15 protein-coding genes and 1 pseudogene are annotated in these 19,601 nt (G+C 64.1%); 3 read left to right on the top strand and 13 right to left on the bottom strand.

Annotated features, from left to right (window positions below):
- The first annotated feature begins 102 nt into the window (after window positions 1-102).
- Complete coding sequence (locus AABA84_RS29835) at window positions 103-801, top strand: helix-turn-helix domain-containing protein (protein ID WP_162307431.1); 699 nt, start codon at window positions 103-105, stop codon at window positions 799-801.
- A 78-nt stretch (window positions 802-879) separates the two neighbouring features.
- Here the strand turns inward: AABA84_RS29835 and AABA84_RS29830 are convergent, their stop codons facing one another.
- From AABA84_RS29830 to AABA84_RS29815, 4 genes are read right to left on the bottom strand one after another with little or no spacing between them, the layout of a single operon-like run.
- Window positions 880-2,166 (bottom strand): MFS transporter, encoded by a 1,287-nt coding sequence (locus tag AABA84_RS29830; protein WP_212247854.1) that lies wholly within the window; start codon window positions 2,164-2,166, stop codon window positions 880-882.
- 23 nt (window positions 2,167-2,189) lie between these two features.
- On the bottom strand, window positions 2,190-2,708 hold the full coding sequence (locus AABA84_RS29825) for a PRC-barrel domain-containing protein (RefSeq protein WP_212247853.1): 519 nt from the start codon (window positions 2,706-2,708) through the stop codon (window positions 2,190-2,192).
- A gap of 20 nt (window positions 2,709-2,728) precedes the next feature.
- A complete protein-coding gene (locus AABA84_RS29820; protein WP_212247851.1) occupies window positions 2,729-4,933 on the bottom strand; it encodes an amylo-alpha-1,6-glucosidase in 2,205 nt (734 codons plus the stop codon).
- 58 nt (window positions 4,934-4,991) lie between these two features.
- Entirely contained in the window at window positions 4,992-6,755 is a 1,764-nt protein-coding gene (locus AABA84_RS29815) for an ABC transporter ATP-binding protein (RefSeq protein WP_212247850.1), read from the bottom strand.
- Window positions 6,756-7,030: 275 nt separating this feature from the next.
- Here AABA84_RS29815 and AABA84_RS29810 point away from each other — a divergent pair, with 275 nt between their 5' ends.
- Window positions 7,031-8,101, top strand: a complete 1,071-nt coding sequence (locus AABA84_RS29810; protein ID WP_212247849.1) for a glycosyltransferase family 4 protein — start codon at window positions 7,031-7,033, stop codon at window positions 8,099-8,101.
- A gap of 228 nt (window positions 8,102-8,329) precedes the next feature.
- On the opposite strand, the gene AABA84_RS29805 is transcribed toward AABA84_RS29810, so the two are convergent.
- The 5 genes and pseudogenes from AABA84_RS29805 to AABA84_RS29785 all read right to left on the bottom strand — a co-directional run bounded on the left by AABA84_RS29805 (window position 8,330) and on the right by AABA84_RS29785 (window position 14,541).
- Window positions 8,330-10,258, bottom strand: coding sequence for an alkyl/aryl-sulfatase (locus tag AABA84_RS29805; protein ID WP_338313930.1), 1,929 nt, complete (start codon window positions 10,256-10,258; stop codon window positions 8,330-8,332).
- A gap of 181 nt (window positions 10,259-10,439) precedes the next feature.
- Window positions 10,440-11,720: a TRAP transporter large permease gene (locus AABA84_RS29800; RefSeq protein WP_246550205.1), complete on the bottom strand. Its 1,281-nt coding sequence runs from the start codon at window positions 11,718-11,720 to the stop codon at window positions 10,440-10,442.
- Window positions 11,721-11,939: 219 nt separating this feature from the next.
- Window positions 11,940-12,416: pseudogene (locus AABA84_RS29795) on the bottom strand (TRAP transporter small permease); the annotation flags it as partial.
- 155 nt (window positions 12,417-12,571) lie between these two features.
- Entirely contained in the window at window positions 12,572-13,573 is a 1,002-nt protein-coding gene (locus AABA84_RS29790) for a DctP family TRAP transporter solute-binding subunit (protein ID WP_212247842.1), read from the bottom strand.
- A 197-nt stretch (window positions 13,574-13,770) separates the two neighbouring features.
- Window positions 13,771-14,541 (bottom strand): methyltransferase domain-containing protein, encoded by a 771-nt coding sequence (locus AABA84_RS29785; protein ID WP_338313929.1) that lies wholly within the window; start codon window positions 14,539-14,541, stop codon window positions 13,771-13,773.
- A 146-nt stretch (window positions 14,542-14,687) separates the two neighbouring features.
- Here AABA84_RS29785 and AABA84_RS29780 point away from each other — a divergent pair, with 146 nt between their 5' ends.
- Window positions 14,688-15,431 (top strand): SDR family NAD(P)-dependent oxidoreductase, encoded by a 744-nt coding sequence (locus AABA84_RS29780; protein ID WP_338314000.1) that lies wholly within the window; start codon window positions 14,688-14,690, stop codon window positions 15,429-15,431.
- A gap of 60 nt (window positions 15,432-15,491) precedes the next feature.
- Here the strand turns inward: AABA84_RS29780 and AABA84_RS29775 are convergent, their stop codons facing one another.
- Genes AABA84_RS29775 through AABA84_RS29760 form a run of 4 tightly spaced genes read right to left on the bottom strand, consistent with a single transcriptional unit; the run spans window position 15,492 to window position 19,453 of the window.
- Entirely contained in the window at window positions 15,492-16,109 is a 618-nt protein-coding gene (locus AABA84_RS29775; RefSeq protein ID WP_338313928.1) for a DsrE family protein, read from the bottom strand.
- A 24-nt stretch (window positions 16,110-16,133) separates the two neighbouring features.
- On the bottom strand, window positions 16,134-16,763 hold the full coding sequence (locus tag AABA84_RS29770; protein WP_338309167.1) for a hypothetical protein: 630 nt from the start codon (window positions 16,761-16,763) through the stop codon (window positions 16,134-16,136).
- Window positions 16,760-17,827: a TAXI family TRAP transporter solute-binding subunit gene (locus tag AABA84_RS29765; protein ID WP_246550178.1), complete on the bottom strand. Its 1,068-nt coding sequence runs from the start codon at window positions 17,825-17,827 to the stop codon at window positions 16,760-16,762. The genes AABA84_RS29770 and AABA84_RS29765 overlap by 4 nt, the downstream gene beginning before the upstream one ends.
- Window positions 17,828-17,866: 39 nt before the next feature.
- Entirely contained in the window at window positions 17,867-19,453 is a 1,587-nt protein-coding gene (locus AABA84_RS29760; protein WP_338313927.1) for a hypothetical protein, read from the bottom strand.
- Window positions 19,454-19,601: the final 148 nt, after the last annotated feature.

Below are 19,601 nucleotides of genomic sequence, written 5' to 3'. Positions count from 1 at the left end.
CTACGGGATTCTACGTAGGTAGACCCCCTTAAGATATCGCTCGAAATTTTCGAAGCCCCCGATACCGCGTACCAAAGCGTCATCACAACGGAGATGGCGCAGATGCTCACCCAGACCCTCAACACCCAGGCGATCAACACCCAGATTGTTGGCAAGATCGCCCCCGCCCATCCCGTCACCGACCAGTTCGGCGCCATCACCGGCCATGTCGGCCTCGTCGCCACCGAGTTCTCCTACCGCAAGGACGAGGAAATCTACGGCGAAGACGAGCCGGCGGAATATGTCTACCAGGTCGTGTCCGGCGCAGTGAGCAGCTACAAGCTCCTGTCCGACGGCCGCCGCCAGATCGGCGCCTTCCATCTTCCCGGCGACGTGTTCGGCCTCGAATCCGGTCCCGCTCACCGCCTTGCTGCCGAAGCCATCATCGACACCACCGTGCGCCTCGTGAAGCGCGCCAGCCTCGAGAAGGCCGCAGGCACCGACGTCCAGGTCGCCCGCAAGCTCTGGGCGATGACCGCTGGCGAGCTGCGTCATGCCGAGGACCACATGCTGCTGCTGGGCCGCAAGACCGCGATGGAGCGCGTTGCGACCTTCCTGCTCGAAATGGACCGCCGCCTCGCCGTTGCCGGCATGATGGCGCTGCCGATGTGCCGCCGTGACATCGGCGACTATCTCGGCCTCACCCTCGAAACCGTGTCGCGCGCGCTGTCGCAGCTTCACGCCCAGGGCATTCTGGGCTTCTCCGGCGCCCGCCAGATCGTGCTGCGCAACCGCCAGCGCCTGCAACATCTCGACGCCTGATCTTCGCTATTCTTCCTCCTCCCTACCCACTTGGCCGGCCGAACGCGTTTCGGCCGGCCATTTTCTTTGGCTGGCGAATCATGCCGTGCGCCGCGTCTCCGGCATCACGAAAAGAACCAGCAGGAGCCCGGTCGCGGCAACGCCGGACAGCCCGATGAAGGCGGTCGCATTGCCGAACTTGTCGCTGACATAGCCTCCGAGCGCGGTGCTTAAAGATGCGCCGATGCCGGTCGCGGTGCCGACGATGCCCTGTGCCAGGTTGAAATGGCCGCTGCCGAAGGCGACATCGGCGACGATCAGCGGAATCATCACCGCGAACACCGCCGCCGTGAGGCCGTCGAACACCTGCACCGCGACCAGCAGATACGGATCGCGCACGGTCGCAAACAGCAGGCCGCGAATCGTCAGCGCGCCGAATCCGATCAGTAGCAGCGGCCGCCGGCCCCACGCTTGCGCCTTGCGCCCGACCGTCGGCGACAGCAGCGCCACGATCGCCTGCGGGACGACGATGCAAAAGGCGACGAGCACCGTCGCCCATTGGGCGGACCGCGCCGTCACCGCGCTCGCCATCAGCGGCATCATCGCGGCGTTCGCGAGCTGCAACAGCAGCACGCTGAGGGCGAAGATGATGAGCGGCCGCTGCCGGATCAGGTGCCAGATATTGGTGTCGCCACGCTCGGCCGCCTCGCGCGGCATCTCACCGTGACAGCGCGCGATGTCGACCTCGTGCTCGCGGATGCGCGAGAGCGCGATCAGGGTCGGAATCACGAGCAGGAAGGTGACCAGGAACACCGCGCGGCTCGACAGGAGATAACCGACGGTGCCCATCACCGCCGCGGCAACGCCGCTCCCGAGCGAGGCAAAGCGCGCGTTGCGGCCGAGCCGCTCGCCGATCGCGAGCGGGCCAACGAGGCCAAGGCTGATCGCCGCAATCGCCGGCCCCAGCACGCAGCTCGCCGCCGCGTGCAGGGTGGCCGCGGCCACCACCACGGGAAAGATCGGCATCGCGGCATAGGCCAGCGCGCAAGCGCCGATGGTCGCGATTGCGAGGGCGGCGACCAGTCGCTCCGATTTCGCGGCATCGATGATCGCCCCGCCGGGCATCTGCCCGATCAACGCGACGATGCCGCCGATCGACAGCACAAGGCCGATCTCGACCTGGGTCCATTTCTGGGTCGTCAGATAGACCGCGATGAAGGGACCGAATCCGGTCTGCACGTCGGCGAGGAAGAAGATGAACCAGTCGAGACCGCGCAGGCTTTGGCGCGACGGCGCAGGAATGCCCACGGCCGTTGGCGCGGCGACGTAGTCCTGCTCGGCGCGGCCGTCACGATCTGCATGGTTCGGCTTCCTCGACAACAGCACAGGCGGTCAGCCCTCCCGGCACCTCACTGGATCGCTTGCAGCGGTTGAAGGCTGCCGGACGCGCCGAGCACGACGATCGGCGTGTCTTCCTTGTATTCCGGCGCGGCTGCGACCTGCGCCTTGGTCAATTCCAGCGTGATGCTGTCCTTCTTGTTGACAATCTTGCCGAAGCGCAATGCGTTCCAGTCCACCACGATCTTGCGGCTGCCGACACCGAGAAACCCGCCGAAATCGATGGCCGCGGCGCGGACATGGCCGCCGCGATCGACGATGACGTCGACGATGCGGCCCATGTCCTCATCCGCGGCGCTGCGTACGTCGCGGCCGAGGACGCCATGGGCTTCGCTCGCGCCGATGATGGTCACCGACGGCGGCGGCGCGGCGTCCTTCGGCGTGACCGGGACGGCCGAGGTCGGCGACGGTGCCGTCGGCGCTTTCGCCTCGCTCGGCCCTGCAGGCGGCTCGTCCGCGGCGCGCGATGTGGTCACCGCCAGGCCCGCGACGATGGCTATGCCAAGGATCAACGCTCCGATCGCACGCATGACACTCTCCCTGCGCGCCGCTAGCGCGCCAGCACGATCGAGACCTGGATCTGGCCGCGCGTGCGCAAGACTTCCAGTGCCACGTCGTCGCCGTGTCGGCTGACACGAAGGTCGACGCTGGATCCGCCGAGCCTGAGATCGCGCAGGATCACCTCGTGGAGGAACGCCGGCAGATGCGGGTTGCGCAGGCGAATCTCGTTGCGCGCCACGTCGAACTCGATGCCGAGCGCCGCCTCCAGCAGCGTGAACGGCGTCGCGCTGGCCCAGGCCTGCGGCGCGCAGGCGACCGGATAGAGCGTCGGGCCGCGGCGCTTCTCGCGCCGAAAGCCGCAGAACAATTCGGGCAACCGGCGCAGGTCCATATAGGTGGCGGCGTCGAACAGCCCCTTGAAGACATGCGCGACCGAATGCTTGAGGCCGTAGCGCGCGAGCCCGAGCGCGATCAGCGCGTTGTCGTGCGGCCAGATCGACCCGTCATGATAGGACATCGGGTTGTAGCGCACCTCACCGACGGCGACCGTGCGGATGCCCCAACCCGAGAAGAAATGCGGCCGCATCAAATCGGCGGCGACGAGGCGGGCACGGTCCTCGCGGATCATGCCGCTGAACAGCACCTGGCCGGCGTTCGATGTCCGCACCTTGCAGGGCCGCTTCTTGCCGTCGAGGGCGAGAGCGTAGCTGCCGAGCTCTTCGCACCAGAACGCCTCCTCGAAGCGCTCAGCCAGCGTCCTGGCTTCGGCCTCGAGCTTGCGCGCACGGTCGGGCTTGCCGAGCCTCAGCGCGCAACGCGCGGCGAGCTGCTTGGCGGCGTAGACATAGCCCTGGACTTCGGCGAGCGCGATATTGCCTTCGGCAAGCTGGCCGTCGGCATGGAAGATCGCGTCGTACGAGTCCTTCCAGCCCTGGTTGGCGAGCCCCTTCTCGGTCGCGCGCTGGTATTCGACGAAGCCGTCCTGGTCCGGATCTCCGGGACCGTCGATCCAGGCCAGCCCCGCCTCGATCGCCGGCCATAGCTCGATCAAGGTCTTCTCGTCGCCGGTCCGTTCGAAATAGCTCCCGGCGAGCAGCACGAACAGCGCGGTCGAATCGACGCTGCCATAATATTGCGCGAACGGCACCTCGCGCAGCGCCGCCATCTCGCCGCCGCGCATCTCATGCAGGATCTTGCCGGGCGCGGCATCGGCGAGCGGATCCACCGCCTTGGCCTGGAAATGCGCAAGCCGGCGCAAGACGCCCTTGGCGACGCGCGGATCGACCCACAGCATCTGGAGCGCGGTGATCAGGCCATCTCGGCCGAACGTCGTCGAGTACCAGGGAATGCCGGCATAGGGATAACGCCCCTGCGGCGTCTCCGTCATCAGCATGTTGAGGTCGGCCATGGCCTGGCACAGCACCTCGTTGAAGATGTTGTTCGAGGTCTCGATGCTGGCGGCGCCCATCGTGGACCGGCGCATCTCGCGGCGATGGGCGAGCAGGCCCCTGAAGAAGCGTGCGGGCTTCTCCGCGACCGGCCGGTTGCAGGATACGGCGACGAACAGCGATTTGGATTCGTGCGGGTCCAGCTCGATCTGCCAGGTCGCGGCATTCACCGACAGCCGCGTCGGACGCGGGTCGAAATGCAGGCCCGTGGTGCGCTCGGTGTCGTCGAGGCCGCGATATTCGAACAGGACGTCGGTCGGCCCGAGCAATTTGCTCGTGCCGGTCCCGCGGCGCGGGCGGCGCTCGCCGCGGACCTCGAACAGATCGGCAAAGTCGTTGTCGAACAGCAGCGTCAGCTCGAAACTGGCCCGCCCTTCGCCGTGGTTCTGCACGCCGATGCGCTGATAGGCCGTGCCGCGCCACAGGAAGATCGTGCGCACGATGTGCAGCAGGTCCTTCTGGAAGACGAGGCGGCCCTGACGGTAGATGTCGGGATTGGTGAGATCGACGGTGAGCGACGAATTATCGTCGCGCAGATTGGAGCCGAGCAGCAGCGGCTGGAGGTCGTCGAGCACGAGCTCCAGCCGCGCCAGATAGCGCGTGTCGTAGTGAAACAGACCGTCCGGCCCGCCGGCGGAGGCGCCGATGTCGCCATGGCTGTCGAGCACGATGAAGGTGTCGTCGTGCTTCAGGGACCGTCGCGGCCGGGCCGACGGCCCGGTCATGGGAATGTAGAAAGGCTGTTCCGCAACCTGTTCGGAGGTGCGCGTCACGGAGACGAATTGGGCTACGGCTTCGGCCGACATGAGCTGCTCCCCTGCGCTTGTTTCGAAACGCAACCGACTCGAGAACGCGACTGTGGCTTTACGCGGCGGCTTGCGCGAGCCGGCTCATTTCCCGCGTGACCAGCTCACGATATGGCCCGTGGCCCTGCATCAGACGCTCCGGCGAGCCGTCCTCGATGATCTTACCATGCTTCAGCACCACCACGCGGTCGAAATTGCGCAGCGTCGCCAACCGGTGCGCGATCGCGATGACGGTCCGGCCGCGCATAAGGCGCGACAGCGCCTCGCGGATCGCTTCCTCGGACTCGCTGTCGAGCGCCGCAGTGGCCTCGTCCAGCAGCAGGATTGGCGCGTCCTTGAGGAAGGCACGCGCGATGGCGATGCGCTGGCGCTGGCCGCCGGACATCTTGACGCCGCGGTCGCCGACCATGGTGTCGAGACCATCGGGCAGGCTCTCGACGAAATCGCAGCGCGCCGCGATCGCCGCGCGCAGCACCTCGTCGTCGGTCGCGTTCGGGCGGCCGTAGCGGATGTTCTCGCGGATGGAGCGATGAAACAGCGAGATGTCCTGCGGCACGACGGAGATCGCCTCGCGCAGGCTGAGCTGCGTGACCATCGAAATGTCCTGGCCATCAATGGTGATGTTGCCCTCGTCGGCATCGTAGAATCGCTGCAGCAGCGTGAACAGCGTGGACTTGCCGCCGCCGGACTGGCCGACCAGGCCGACGCGCTGGCCGGGCTGGAGCCGCAGGCTGAACCGCTCGAAGATCTTCTCAGCCCCGGGATAGCCGAAGGTGACGTTGTTGAACGCGATCGCCGCGCCGCTCTTCACCAGCGGCTCGGCGTCGGGGTGATCGCGCAGATCGTGCGGCACCAGCAGCGTGGCAATCGCCTCGGTCAGCCGCGCGACGTGCTGGGTGACGTCGACCAGCGCCACCGCGAGATCGCGCGTCGCATTGAGAATCGAAAGGCCGAGCGTGCAGACCAGCACCACGTCGCCGGTGGTCGCCTCACCCTTCTGCCAGAGGGTGATGGCCCAGGCCATCAGCGCCACCGTCAACAGCACGGTCACGCCGGCATGCGTGAGCCGCAGTTTCTCCAGGTAACGCAGGCTGCGGCCGCGAGCGGTGAGCTCCCGGTTCACCGTGGCGTCGAACCGCTCGTGCTCATGGCCGATGCCGCAGAAGGCCCGCACCAAGGGCATGTTGCTGATGACGTCGATCATCTCGCCGTCGACCACGGCGGCCTTGTCGGCGAAGTCGTCATGCAGCGGCTTGCCGGCGGCGGCGAGACGGAACATGGCAAGCACCATGCCGCCGGCAATCACGATCAGGCCGAGCGCCATGTAAGGACTGACGGTTCCAATCAAGGCGATTGCCGCAATTGTGGCAATGCAGGGCGGCAACACGTTCCAGACGAACATGTTCTCGACCGTGAACACCGCGTTCGACGTCGCCGTGATGCGGCTCGTCAGCATCCCGGGCATCCGGTCCGAGAAGTAGCTCGGCGCGTGGCCGGTCAGATGACGAAATATGTCACGCCGTAAATCACCCGTGACGCGAACGAAGGTGAAGCTCGCCGTCCAGCTCGCGATACGCCAGAGGAAGTTGTCGGCGGTGATCAGCGACATGAGTAAAATGAATGCCAGCCATACGCCACCGCCTTGCGAAGGACCCGCAGACAAGGCGTCGACAAGGGACTTGACCCCATACTGGGTGCCTACGGAGCAGGCAACCGCTCCAACGACCGCGGTCAGGATCACCAGATGCGATGCCATTCGCATCCGAAGATAGCGCAAGACAAAGGCAAATGGCCTGCGCGCATATCCAGAAAGTTGATCCATATGGCTATCGCCCCGTTCTGCTGATCTTCATTTTGTTACTGATCGACTGAACATCGACCAGTTCGCCTCGGTTCCCGGGCAACGTCATCACGACATGCGGATGCGGGCGATCTGCGAAGATGTGATGGCAGCATCGCGACGAAACCGGACGTGTCTAATAAGTAACGTTCGGAGGAAGGAACTTCGCAAGTGCGGGAACGTTCCCTTGGCTGGCATTGCCGGTGCCGGCACGCGGGGGCTTTCTACGATCATGATCGCACAAAGGAGATGGTGAGATGCGCATCGCGCAGGTTGCTCCGTTGACGGAGGCTGTTCCACCCAAGCTGTATGGCGGCACCGAGCGGGTGGTGCATTGGTTGACGGAAGAACTGGTGGCCCTCGGGCACGACGTGACGCTTTTCGCCAGTGGCGACTCGCAGACCTCGGCCAAGCTGGATGCGTTGTGGCCGAAGGCGCTCCGTCTCGACGGTTCCGTGCGTGACCCCAATGCACTGCACATGGTGCTGCTGGAGCGTGTGCGGCAAAAATGTGACGACGAGGAGTTCGACTTCCTGCACTTCCATCTCGACTATTATCCGTGGTCGTTGTTCCACCGGCAGCCGACGCCGTTCCTGACCACGCTGCACGGCCGGCTCGACCTGCCGGAGCATCAGCCGGTGTTCAACACCTTCTCCAAGATGCCCGTCATCTCGATCTCCAATGCGCAGCGACGGCCGGTGCCGCAGGCGAACTGGGTGACGACGATCCATCACGGTCTTCCGGAGAATTTGCTGACGCCGAAGCCGGCGAAACAGGAATACCTCGCCGTGCTCGGCCGCATCGCGCCCGAGAAGGGCGTCGACCGCGCCATCAAGATCGCGACCCATTGCGGCATTCCGCTAAAGATCGCGGCCAAGGTCGATCGTGCCGATCAGGACTACTACGACGAGCTGATCCGGCCGATGATCGAGAACAATCCGCTGGTTGAGTTCATCGGTGAGATCAGCGATCACGAGAAGTCGGAATTCCTGAGCGGCGCGCTCGGCCTTCTGCTGCCGATCGACTGGCCGGAGCCGTTTGGTCTCGTGATGATCGAAGCCATGGCCTGCGGAACGCCGGTCGTTGCCTTCAACCGTGGCTCGGTGCCTGAAATCATCGACGAGGGGCTGACCGGCTTCATCGTCGAGGACGTGCTCAGCGCAGCCGGCGTCGTCGGCCGCCTCGCGCAACTCGACCGCACCGCGATCCGCAGGCAGTTCGAGACGCGCTTCACCGCGCGGCGGATGGCACTGGACTATCTCGCGGCCTACCGCAGCCTCGCCGAGGAAAAGGCGCCGCGGATCAAGCTGGTGAGCAGCGCGGAGTAAAGTGCCAGACCCTCAGCTGTCGTCCCGGACAAGCGCGCCCCAAGCGCGCGCCGATCCGGGACGCCCGCGCGAGCGCTTGCGCTCGTCGCGATAACCACAGGACGTTGTTTGGCGAAGACTCGGAGTGACCAGCTCGCGCCTAAACCTCTCCCTGGGGTTATGGGTCCCCACCTTCGCGGGGATGACAGCGGGGTGTGACGCGCCCTCAGCGCGTCAACACGACCTCCCCTACCTCACCACCGCCCGCTTCGGCTCGACGATCTCGAACATCCTTGGGAATTCGTCCATCAGGCCCATAAGCTCGGCGAGCTTCATGGGGTTGCCCGACAGCTTCACCTTGCCGGCGGCGACCGCTTCCGGAAAGCTGGTCAGCTTGGCGATCACCTCGTCGAGCGTTGCGCGCGCCAGCGTGAAGCTGGCATCGGCGCCCTCCGCCTGCACACCCTCGGTATAGGTCAACGCGCAGTTCTCCAGATTGAGCACGAAGGTCTCGCCGGTATCCGAAAAGCTCCAGTTCAGCACGATGTGCTTGCCCTCGGCCTTGGGACCGTTGAGGCGGATGCCGAGCACGTCCCAGAGCTGGGAGGTGCGCAGCGCCGCCAGCGTCTCGCGCGGCATCGGCGGGCGCGCCGGCACCTTCGGCATGCCCTGGCGCAATTCCTGCGCGCCGAACAGATAGGCGTTGCGCCAGGTCGCGCTTTCGGCGGCGTAACCGAGCTGCTCCAGCGTGTCGGCCAGCAGACTGCGCGCCGCCGCATTGTCCGGCTCGGCGAAGACGAGATGGCCGAGTGCCTGCGCCACGAAACGAAACTCGCCCTTGTCAAAATCCGCACGCGCCCGCGCGAGGATCGCATCCGCTCCGCCCATATACTCGACGTATTTCTTGCCCGACTCCACCGGCGGCAGCGGATCGAGATTGACCGGGTTGGCGTCGTACCAGCCGAGATATTTCTGGTAGATCGCCTTCACATTGTGCCGGATGTGGCCGTAATAGCCGCGGCCATGCCAGGCACCCTCCAGGCTCTCCGGCAACTGGATCGTCTCGGCGATCTCGGCCGCGGTGAGGCCGTGATTCATCAGGCGGATGGTCTGGTCATGCGCGAATTTGTAGAGATCGCGCTGCTGCCGGATCATCGTGCCGATACGCTCAGCTCCCCACACCGGCCAGTGATGCTGGCCGCACATCGCCTCCGCCTTGCCGTCCCAGAGCTGCAAAGCCTCATTGAGGTACTTCGACCAGGCCAGCGCGTCGCGCACGTCTGCACCGCGGAACGGCAGCAGATTGTGGAAATTGTGCGTGCAGTTCTCGGCGAGGTTCAACACCCTGTAGCGCGGGATGAAGAAGTGCATCTCCGCCGGCGCTTCGCTGTTCGGGGCCATCTGGAATTCGAATTCGACGCCGTCGATGACGCGCCTGTCGCCGGTCGCCATGATCAAATCGGTCGGGCGCAGCAGCGCGACCGAGCCTGCCGCCATCGACTTGCCGAGCCCGCAATCGACCTGACCCCGCGGCCCTTTGGCGAGCAGCGGCCCGAACTGGTACTGCGCCCGCCGCAGCATCGCGGGGCCTGCGATGATGTTCTCGGACACCGCGTGCTCCATGAACAGGTTCGGCGCGATGATCGGCACACGGCCGGCGGCGAGCGCGTCCTCCTCCAGCACGCCGCGCGCGCCGCCCCAGTGGTCGGTGTGGGTGTGGGTGAACATGACGGCGGCGACCGGCTTCAGGCCGCGATGCCTAAAGTAGAGATCGAGCGCGGCCCGTGCCCCCTCGATCGAGGTCAGCGTGTCGACGACGATGACGCCGCTGTCGCCCTCGATCAGCGTCATGTTGGCGATGTCGAGCCCGCGCACCTGGTAGACACCGGGCACGACCTCGAACAGGCCGTGCTGCATGTTGAGACGCGACTGCCGCCACAGGCTCGGATTGACCGTGGGCGGCGCCTGTTCGTCCGCCAGGAAGCCATAGGGCGCAAGGCTCCAGACCGTCCGCCCCTGCGGGTTCGTGATCGCCGCATCCTCGATCGTGCCAAGGAAGCCGCGCGCGGCATCGTCGAAATCCCGCGTGTCGGAAAACGGCAGCGCGGTGAGCATCGCCGCTTGCTGCGTGATGACGGACGCGCTCGCGTCCTTCGGCTCGCTGCTGGGTTCAGTCATGCTCGCTCCTCCCGGGACGGTGTTCTCTTCCCTTCTCCCCTTGTGGGAGAAGGTGGTGCGGAGCGCCGGATGAGGGGTTCTTTCCATTGGCAAGACTGGTCGTGAGGAGAGAGCCCCCTCACCCGGCTTCGCTTCGTGAAGCCACCCTCTCCCACAAGGGGCGCGTCCATCGCTCGCGCCGCTACATCCCCAGCAAGCGCGGCAGCCACAGCGACAGGCCGGGCCAATACGTCACCACCACCAGGAATCCCAGCATCGTCAGCAGCCATGGCCACACCGCGACGGTGAGCTCGGTGATGCCCATCTTGGCGATGCCCGAGGCGACGTAGAGGTTGAGGCCGACAGGCGGATGGCACAGGCCGACCTCCATGTTGACCGTCATCAGGATGCCGAAATGGATCGGATCGATGCCGAGCTTGATCGCGACCGGAAACAGGATCGGGGCCATGATCAGGATGATCGAGGATGGCTCCATCACGTTGCCGGCCAGCAGCAGCAGCAGGTTGACGAGGAGCAGGAAGCCGATCCACCCCAAGCCCTGGTCGATCATCCATTGTGCCAGCGCTTGCGGCACGTTCTCGTAGGTCATCAGGAACGAGAACAAGACGGCGTTGGTGATGATGTAGAGCAGCATCGCCGACAGATTTGCCGACGACAGCAGCACCCGCGGCACGTCGCTCAGTTTCAGGTCCTTGTAGATGAACACCGCGACGATGAAGGCGTAGACCGCACTGACGGCGGCAGCTTCGGTCGGGGTGAACAGGCCGCTGTAGATGCCGCCGATCACGATCACGATCAGCAGGATGCCCCAGATCGACTTGCGGAAGGCATCGAAGCGCTCGAACAACGTTGCCTTGCGCATCCGCGGATAGTCGTTGCGCCAGGCCCGATAAAATGTCGTGGCGCCGAGCAGCGTGGCCAGGACCAATCCCGGGATGATGCCGGCGATGAAGAGCTTGCCGACCGAGCTGTTGGTGGAGACGGCGTAGAGCACCATCGGGATCGACGGCGGGATGAGAATGCCGAGCGAGCCCGACGTCGTGATCACGCCCGCGCCGAACCTCTTCGGAAAGCCTTGTGCGACCATCGCCGGCAGGATCACCGAGCCGATCGCCACCACGGTCGCCGGCGAGGAGCCGGAAATCGCGGCGAACAGCGCACAGGCCACCACCCCCGACAGCGCGAGACCGCCGTACCAATGGCCGACCAGCGAGGTCGCGAAGGTGATCATCCGCCGCGCCACCCCGCCATGAGTCAGGAAGTTGCCGGCGAGGATGAAGAACGGGATCGCCATGATCTCGAAGTTCTCGATGCCGGTGAACAGCTTCAGAGCCACCGATTCCGTTCGCACGTCGGTCAGCGTGAACATGAAGCTGAGCACGGTGAGACCAAGCGCGATCGAGATCGGCATGCCCGTCAACATCAGCGAGAGCAGCAGTGCGAACACGATGAAGACGCGCAAGCCCTGCGGCAGCGTGATGAGGTGAGCCGAATGAGCGAAGCAGATGGCGACGATCAGCACCGGCAGCAGCATCAGAATCCAGCCGAGCGGGCTGCGCTCGTCCCGGACGACCTGGCTGGGCGTGACCGGGGCCGGATGCACCGGGTCCACCTCCACGCCCTCGACGCCGGCCATGTCGTGATGCGGCAGCTCTCCGGTGCGATGGAACGACCAGGCGACCTGCAGGAAGCGGAAGCACATCAGGCCGGATCCGATCGGGATGGTGAGATACACCATCCACATCGGTGCTTCCAAATCGTTGGACTGCTGGCCGGTCTGCCACATCTGCCCGACGAACGCGGCGCCGAAATAGGCGACGATGGCGGTGAAGAGAGCACCGCACAACAGCCCGAAGGTGATGACGCGCCGGCGCGATCCGCCGGGCAGGATGTTGACGAGCACGTCGACGCCGACATGGATTCCGGTCCGCACGCCGTAGGCGGCGCCGAATTTCGCCATCCAGATGAACATGTAGATGCAGAGTTCCTGCGCCCAGGACAAATCGAGCGCGGCAAGCCAGACGAACGCCGCGCGCGCCGGGACGGCGAGGAAGGAAAGATTACGGGCTTCCGCCCATTTGGCGATGTCGATCGACAGGCCGGCGCCGTAGCGGTGCAGCACGGCGACGAAGATGAGCGACGTCGCAGCCGCGATCATCGTCGCGATCAGCCATTCCTCGAGATGATCGAGCACACGATTCAGCACACGCAGCAACTTCGTCCCCCCAGCATTGGCTCGTCCATTCAAGAGCGAAACGGCCGGGAGTGCGATCACGCCCGACCGTTGCCGTTGCTCTCGTCAGGGCGCGGCCGTTAGTTCATCTTGACGTCGAGTTCCTTGGCGACGAGATCGAGCACTTCCTGCCCGACTCGGCCCTTTGCCCATTTATACGTCGGCTGCATCGCTTCCTGCCATGCCTTGCGATCCGCGTCAGTCAGATAATGCAGCGTGGTCTTGCCCGTCTTCTTGATCTCGGCCAGCGCGTCCTCGTTTTCCTGCCGCGCGATCGAGTTGGTGTAGTCGGTCGCGTCCGCCATCGCCTTGTCGAGTTGGGTGCGGATGTCGGGCGGCAGGCCCGACCAGAACTTCGCATTGACGATGACGGCATATTGCAGATGGGCGTGATAGGACACGGTGATGTCCTTCTGCACCTCGTAGAATTTCTGCGTCAGATAGTTGGAAGCGGTGTTCTCGCAGCCGTCGACCACGCCGGTCTGGAGCGCTTGGTAGACTTCGGAGAACGCCATGATCTGTGGGATCGTCCCGAGCAGGCGGAAATACTGGTCCGCGACCTTCGATCCGGAGATGCGGACCTTCAAGCCCTGAAAATCGGTCGGCTTCACCAGAGGACGGTTGGCGGAGAGCATGTGGAAGCCGTTGTCCCAATAAGCCAGCCCGGTGATGCCCTTGGCCTCGAGCTTCTGGAACAGCCACTTGCCGACCGTGCCCTTCATCGCGTTGGAATAGGTCGCATCGTCCTTGAACAGCCAGGGCAAGTCGAGCGCCTCGAACTCCTTGATGCCGAGCGGCGCGAATTTCGCGGTCGAGGGCGCGAGCATCTGCACCGAGCCGAGCTGCAGCGCCTCGATCTCCTCCTTATCCTTGTAGAGCGTGGAGTTCGGGTAGATTTCGACCTTGACCTTGCCGTCGGTATATTTCTCGGCGAGCTCCTTGAACTTCAGCGCGCCCTTCCCCTTCGGGGTGTCGTTGGCGACGACGTGGCTGAACTTGATGACGATTGGAGTTTGGGCCTGCGCAGCGGCAGGGGCCAGAATCAGCGCAGCCGCCGCGACCGCAAGAAGCAGTTTACGCATGAAGCCTCCCTAACAACCCCAGACAAGCCGGGTGCTTTTTGTTTTGCAGGTCAGTAGTGGCAGCAATCCGCAGGCCGAACAACTAGACCTAAGCCCAATTTGCCGCAGCCAAGCTATCTTGACGAGCGCTGTCTACGCAACCCGGCAGTTGCTTCCGTGGTTGGGAACGAGCCCTTATGTCGCATTGCGGCAGTGCATCAGCTCTTCCGCTGCACAACCATGAAGAGGCGGCGGAACGGAAACAGGGTCTGCCCCGCCGCATTCTTCGGATAGGCCTTCGCAACCCGCGCGCCATAGGCAGCTTCAAATGCGATCTTCTCCTCGCCTGCGAGCACGTCGAGATAGCGCGTCAGCCAGGTCCCCTTGGTCCATTCCTTGACGGGGTTCTCGCCTTCGACGACCTGCAGATATTCGGTCTCCCAGATGTCGATGCTGGCCGACATCGGCGCAAGAAGATCGTGATAGAAAGCCGGCCCCTCCACCGGCGGCGGCGTCACGAGATGCTCGACCTTGGATCGCCACGGACCATCGAGCGCGGTCTCACCGATCAGCACATGCGACGGCGCCAGAAAGTTGCGCGGCATCTGCACCGCAAGCATGCCGCCGGGCTTCACCTTCGCCATCACCGACGGAAACAGCGCCTTATGATCGGGCAACCAGTGCAGTGCGGCATTGGAATAGACCAAATCATATTGCTTCGCCGGACTCCAATGTCCAAGGTCTTCATGCGACCATTCCACGTCCGGTGCAGCCTTGCGGCCGGCGGCAACCATCTCCGCCGAGCCCTCGACGCCGGTCACCGTCGCAGTCGGCCAGCGCTCCCTGATCAGTTTCGTCACGTTGCCGGCGCCCGCGCCGAGATCGACAATCTCGCGCGGGCCAAAATCCGGAATCCGCATCAAGAGGTCTACGGCGGGCCGGAGCCGGTGGCCGGAGAATTTCAGATATTGCTGCGGATCCCAGACCATCGCTCAACGCCTTTTTCTTTTTCGTGTTTCCTTCAACGTCGCTCTTGGTTACCACTGCTCGTCCCGCTCAGGCAATTCGCAAGGCCCGCGGGACGGGCAGGAAACGAACAGCAATAAGCAAGAACCAGACAAGAGAGCGTGTGACCATGGACCTCGGGCTCAAATCGAAAACCGCTGTCGTCACCGGCGCGAGCATCGGCATCGGCCGGGCCATCGCCAAGGGCCTCGCCGCCGAGGGCGTGCGTGTCGTCGGCGTGGCGCGGCGCACCGATCTTCTCGCCGAGCTGGTGAAGGAGGAAGGCTCCGGGCTGATCAGCCCATTCGAGCAGGACGTGATGGCCAAGGACGCGGCGGAGCGGATCGCAGCCTTTGCGTTGAAGGAGCTCGGCCATGTCGACATCCTCATCAACAATGCCGGCGGCAGCCGCCCCCTGCCGGTCGATGCCCCCGACAGCAAATGGGACGAGGCGATCGCGCTGAACTTCACCAGCTACCGCCGCATCGCGCATGCGCTGCTGCCGCAGATGATCGAACGCAAATGGGGCCGCATCGTCAACATCACCGGCAAGTCCGAGCCGGAAGGGCTCAACGCGGCGTTCGCCGCCAAGGCCGCCGTGCACGCCTGGGCCAAGGGCCTGTCCCGCGAGATCGGCGAGCACGGCATCACCATCAACTGCATCCCGCCCGGCCGCATCATGAGCGAGCAGATCCGCCGCAACTACGCGCCTGATTATCGCGAGCGCTTTGCGGAAGAGGAAATCCCGGTCGGCTATTGGGGCGAACCGGAGGATCTGGCCGCACTCGCGGTGTTTCTGGCCTCGCCGGTGGCGCGCTACATCACGGGCACGGTGATCCCGGTGGACGGGGGACTGAGGCGGTATCAGTTTTAGGGTTGGCCTCCCAAATCCACAGCCCGCGAACGCACGCCCTCTCCGGTTTGCCGCCGGACCTCACGGTTTGACGTAGCTCCAGCCCTGCTCCTGCAGCTCCATGACGCGGACGACGCCGGATTTGACGATCGTGGCCTGTGGAATCAGGTTTATGTCCTTGTTCTCCGCCTTGCGCATGTTTTCCTGCGTGTTGCCACAGGCTTTAAAGGAGATTTCGGGATGGCTCATCGCGAGCACCTCGATGCGCGGCTTTACCGGCGAGGTGTCATCGCGCAGCATGTGAAGGCCTGGACCAAAGGTGACGACCTCGATCGACACTGGTTCACCGAGATCGCGATAGTATTGCGCGACGTTGCTCGCATTGTTGAGCGTGAGGTTCATCATCGCAGGTTCGTTGGAATTGACCTGCAGCACCAGCCGGTGCGGCTTTTTCGCACTCTCGGTCTTCGTAGCCTGAGCCATCTTCGTGCTGTTCGGAGGATCCTGCCTGATCGCGTGGTTCTGCCGCGGCTTGCTCACCTGCTTCTGTCCACCCGGATGCTTCGGGTTGCTCGCCTGGCTCTTCTCGCGCGCCTGCGGGATCCACTGGGTGTCCTGCTGCGCCTGCGCGCCTGGTCCGACCAGAAGCAGCATCGTCAAGCCGCCGATGACTGCCATCACCAATCTTGGATTGATCATCTCGTGTCTCCCAATTCCTGACCATCACCTACCCGGTCTTGCGACGGCATGTGGCCATTTGCATGCAGCCGCCATTTTCTTGCGCACGTTTTCGAATCCGCTGAGCAGGAATTGTCCGTCCTGCGCCGGGCCAGTGCGGGTGAAAAGGCTCACAACGATGTGACCGTCGTCGGGCAGTGAGCTTAACAGCTTTACGACGTCGCCCCCGAAGGCGACGCCGGAGCCGAATGACGGCGACGCTGCTGCGAGTTGCATTGGCGTATCCGCATTCAGCCGAAAGGAGATGACGTATTCGTTGGCGCTGCGTGACAGCGCCGGTCCGGCGACTATGACTTCCGTGCGGCCTCTGCGGCAGTGGATTGCGAGCTGCATCGCGGCGCCATCCGAGCTGCCGACAGAAGTGGCGGTGGCGGTGACGACCGGCAGATAATCGACTGGCGAAGTCGTCTCGCTGACGATCCAGCCAGCATCCCGGCTGCCCCGACTGGACGGTGGAATCTTGCGCGATAAGTCTTGCAGGCATTCCAGCCGGGCTTGTCCCTCCATCGCCGAACAAGCCCTAAGTGTTTCCATGGGATCGCTCGTGCTTTGCGCGTAGGCGATACCGCAGGCGACGTTGAAGGCGACAGCGAGCGGAGGAGCGGCAGTCTTCATGGCCTCGCCTGTACGCTGCGCGCTTTGCGATCCAGCCATTCCTGCGCGGCTTGGAAGCGGGTGAGACCCGGGACGGATGCCGCAAGATTGATCGACTGCCATTTCGGATCGAAGCCTGGTGCCTGCAGGCGGTCGATGCGCGAGAACAGGTACTCGACAAGGCGAGCCACGCGTTGGTAGCGATTGGAGCCTGGCGGCCAGTTGAAAGCGACAAGCGCTGTCGGGACCGCGATGGTCGAGACCCGCTCACCCTGCTTGATCAGATTAGGATACTCATTGGCGTCCAAGGTCGCGGGCAGATAATAGTCCTCGAACATCTTGTCGTAACGGATCGGGAGGAACTTGAATCCAGCCTCCCAGCGGCCCTTTACGAAGGCGTCGACGGGTTTCGATGTGATGAACACCACGGCCGACATTTCGCCTTTGCGCATCTGTTCCAGGGCAAGCTGATGCGGGATGAATGTCTTTTCGACATCGATCCCGAGACGGCTGAAGATCAGTGGTCCTGAATAGGCGGCCGCAGTTCCCAGGGTGTTGAAGTTCACCTTCTTGCCGACAAGATCCTGCAGGCTTGTGATTTCAGGCCGCACAAAAATGTGCAGCTCGGATGGGAAGAGATTGAGCAGATAGGTGATGCGGCTTCGGATCTGCGGTGCCTGGATCTTATACTCCTCGAGCGCGTCGGAATTGATGATGGCTGTGTCGACGCCGCGCAAATAGAGCAGCGCATTCAGATTGTCGGTGGCCCCCCGGGTGACGATCGGCAGGAGATGCAGGTCTGCTCCGTCGTCGACGACGCGAGCCATTTCTGCGGCGAGGCGGATCGGCGCGCCCTCGAGCAGGCCTCCGGCGAGCCCGACCGTCCAGGCGTTCATCCGGTCCTTTTCGTTCTCGTTCGGAAGCGGCCGTCGGACGAGCTGTGCATCGGCCTTGGCATTTCTCGCCGTTTGCGCTTCCAAGCAGGCCGTTTGAAGCATCATGGCGACCGGCACCAACCAGGTAAGCAGGAGCAACGAGCGTGACTTTGGCGCCTTGTTCATGTCGTTCCCTTCCGGCTCAGCCATCGCAGGCTTTCGTTCTCTCGGACTGCAAGAAGCCCATTCTCAGGGTCGCAACGCATCCAGCCGTTCCTTCGCTTCGCGAATCCCGCCCCTGTCTGCCTTCGCGTAGAGTTCGCGCGCCTTGGCCGCTTCGCCGCGAGTTCCATAAGTGCCCCAGGCGGATAGAACCGCCGGATCGTAGGTCTCGGCGAGCATGAAACTCGCCTGCGCAATGTCTTTCTCAGCCGCGAGCTCGAGTACGATGCGTGCTGCACCAATATTTCCCTGATCGAGCAGCGCCCTGGCACGCGGGATCAAACGGGCCTCCGCCTCGTTCTGGACCGCGGCGGTCGGTGGCTCCGCCACTTCCACGCTCCGCGTCGCCGGCAAGACCGGGGCGTCATTTGCTTGCTCGGCGAGGACGCGCTCATGGGTGGAGCGCCACCCCGGTGCAAGATCTGTCTCCCTGGCCTCGGTTTTGCTCAGCTCCTGTTTCAGCGTCTGCCGCAGTTCACTGATCTCTCGTTTCGCCGCCTGTTTCTGCTGCAAGGTCGCAATTTCGGCCTCGCGCAATTGCACGTTGCGGGCTTCGATCTCCCGGCGCACTTCGGCAAGTTCGCTCTCCAGCGCAGCGGCGTGCGCCTGAGCCGCTTCGAGAGCGCGGCGTTGTTGATCGGCATCGGCAGCTGCTGCCTGCGCTGCTTTGGCTTCCGTGACGAGAACGGCGTTCTTTTCCTGCTCTTGCTGCAGGGCCTGCCGCAGTTCGGCAATCTCCGGCCCCGCCGCCTGGCTTTGCTCCGGGGTCGCAGCTTCCGTCATAAGCAATCGGCGAGGCATTCCGGCGAGTTCGCTCGCGAGCGCGGCGGCGCGCAACTGCGTCTCGTGGCGCTCCTGCTCAGCGCTCGCTGCTGCTGCCTGTGCGGCGTTCACCTGCCTTGCGCGGACGGCGCTATTTTCCCGCTCGCGCTGCAGAGACTGCTCTAGTTCCGCGATCTCCCGCTGCGCCGCCTCTCTCTGCTGCGCGGCCACATCCTCCGCCTTCCGCGATCCTGCGTCGCGGGCATCGATCTCGCGGCGGAACTCAGCAACTTCGTTCGCGAGCGCAGCGTTGCGCGCCTGCTCCTGTTGCAGCGACTGCCGCAACTCGTCCGCCGTAATCTTTGCAGCGTGGGCGTGCTGGACCGCCTGCTCAAGTTCCTTGCGCGCCCCGTCCAGTTCACTGGCGCGCGCATTACTGTGCAAAGCATCTCGATCGGGCCATGGCTCAGGCTGCACCATGCCCGCCGGCACCGTGTACGTCAGGGCTCCGCTCGCTTCGCGCTGCAGGAGAGCTTGCGACCCCGCCCCTATTTCCGGCCGTTGGTCGGAGCTGAGGGCATTCTCGCCGCCGATTTGCGTCCTTTCCGGAATCGCTCGTGCGCCGAAAGTGTCGAACACACCCAGTAAAGCCGCTCCAATCAGGATCGCAGGAAGCAAAATGAGAGCCGCTGCGAGCGGATTGCCCAATGGTCCGCCGTCTGGGTCGGTGTCCTCAGTTTCGGGATACCAATGGGTCGGCTCAGCGTCGATTGGAGCGCCGTCTTTGGAGACCCATTTGCCTGCTTGAGGCGACCAGCGAGCGACGTCAACGACCCCGGTCGCATCTTCCACCCAGATGTCTTCTCCGTCCCTGGGTGCAGTCTCAATCGGTCGGCGCATCGATCACGCCTCTTTAGATACGGCTAGAGCGGCGCGGTTGCTCCGCCTGTTTGGCAGTACGGCATGGACGAAAAATTCCTTGGATCGAAATGACTTGGCA

It is taken from the genome of Bradyrhizobium sp. TM239, from assembly GCF_036247985.1.
Lineage (GTDB): Bacteria > Pseudomonadota > Alphaproteobacteria > Rhizobiales > Xanthobacteraceae > Bradyrhizobium > Bradyrhizobium ottawaense.
Note: the sequence above shows the minus strand (reverse complement) of the source record. Positions and strands in the feature narration are given on the sequence as shown.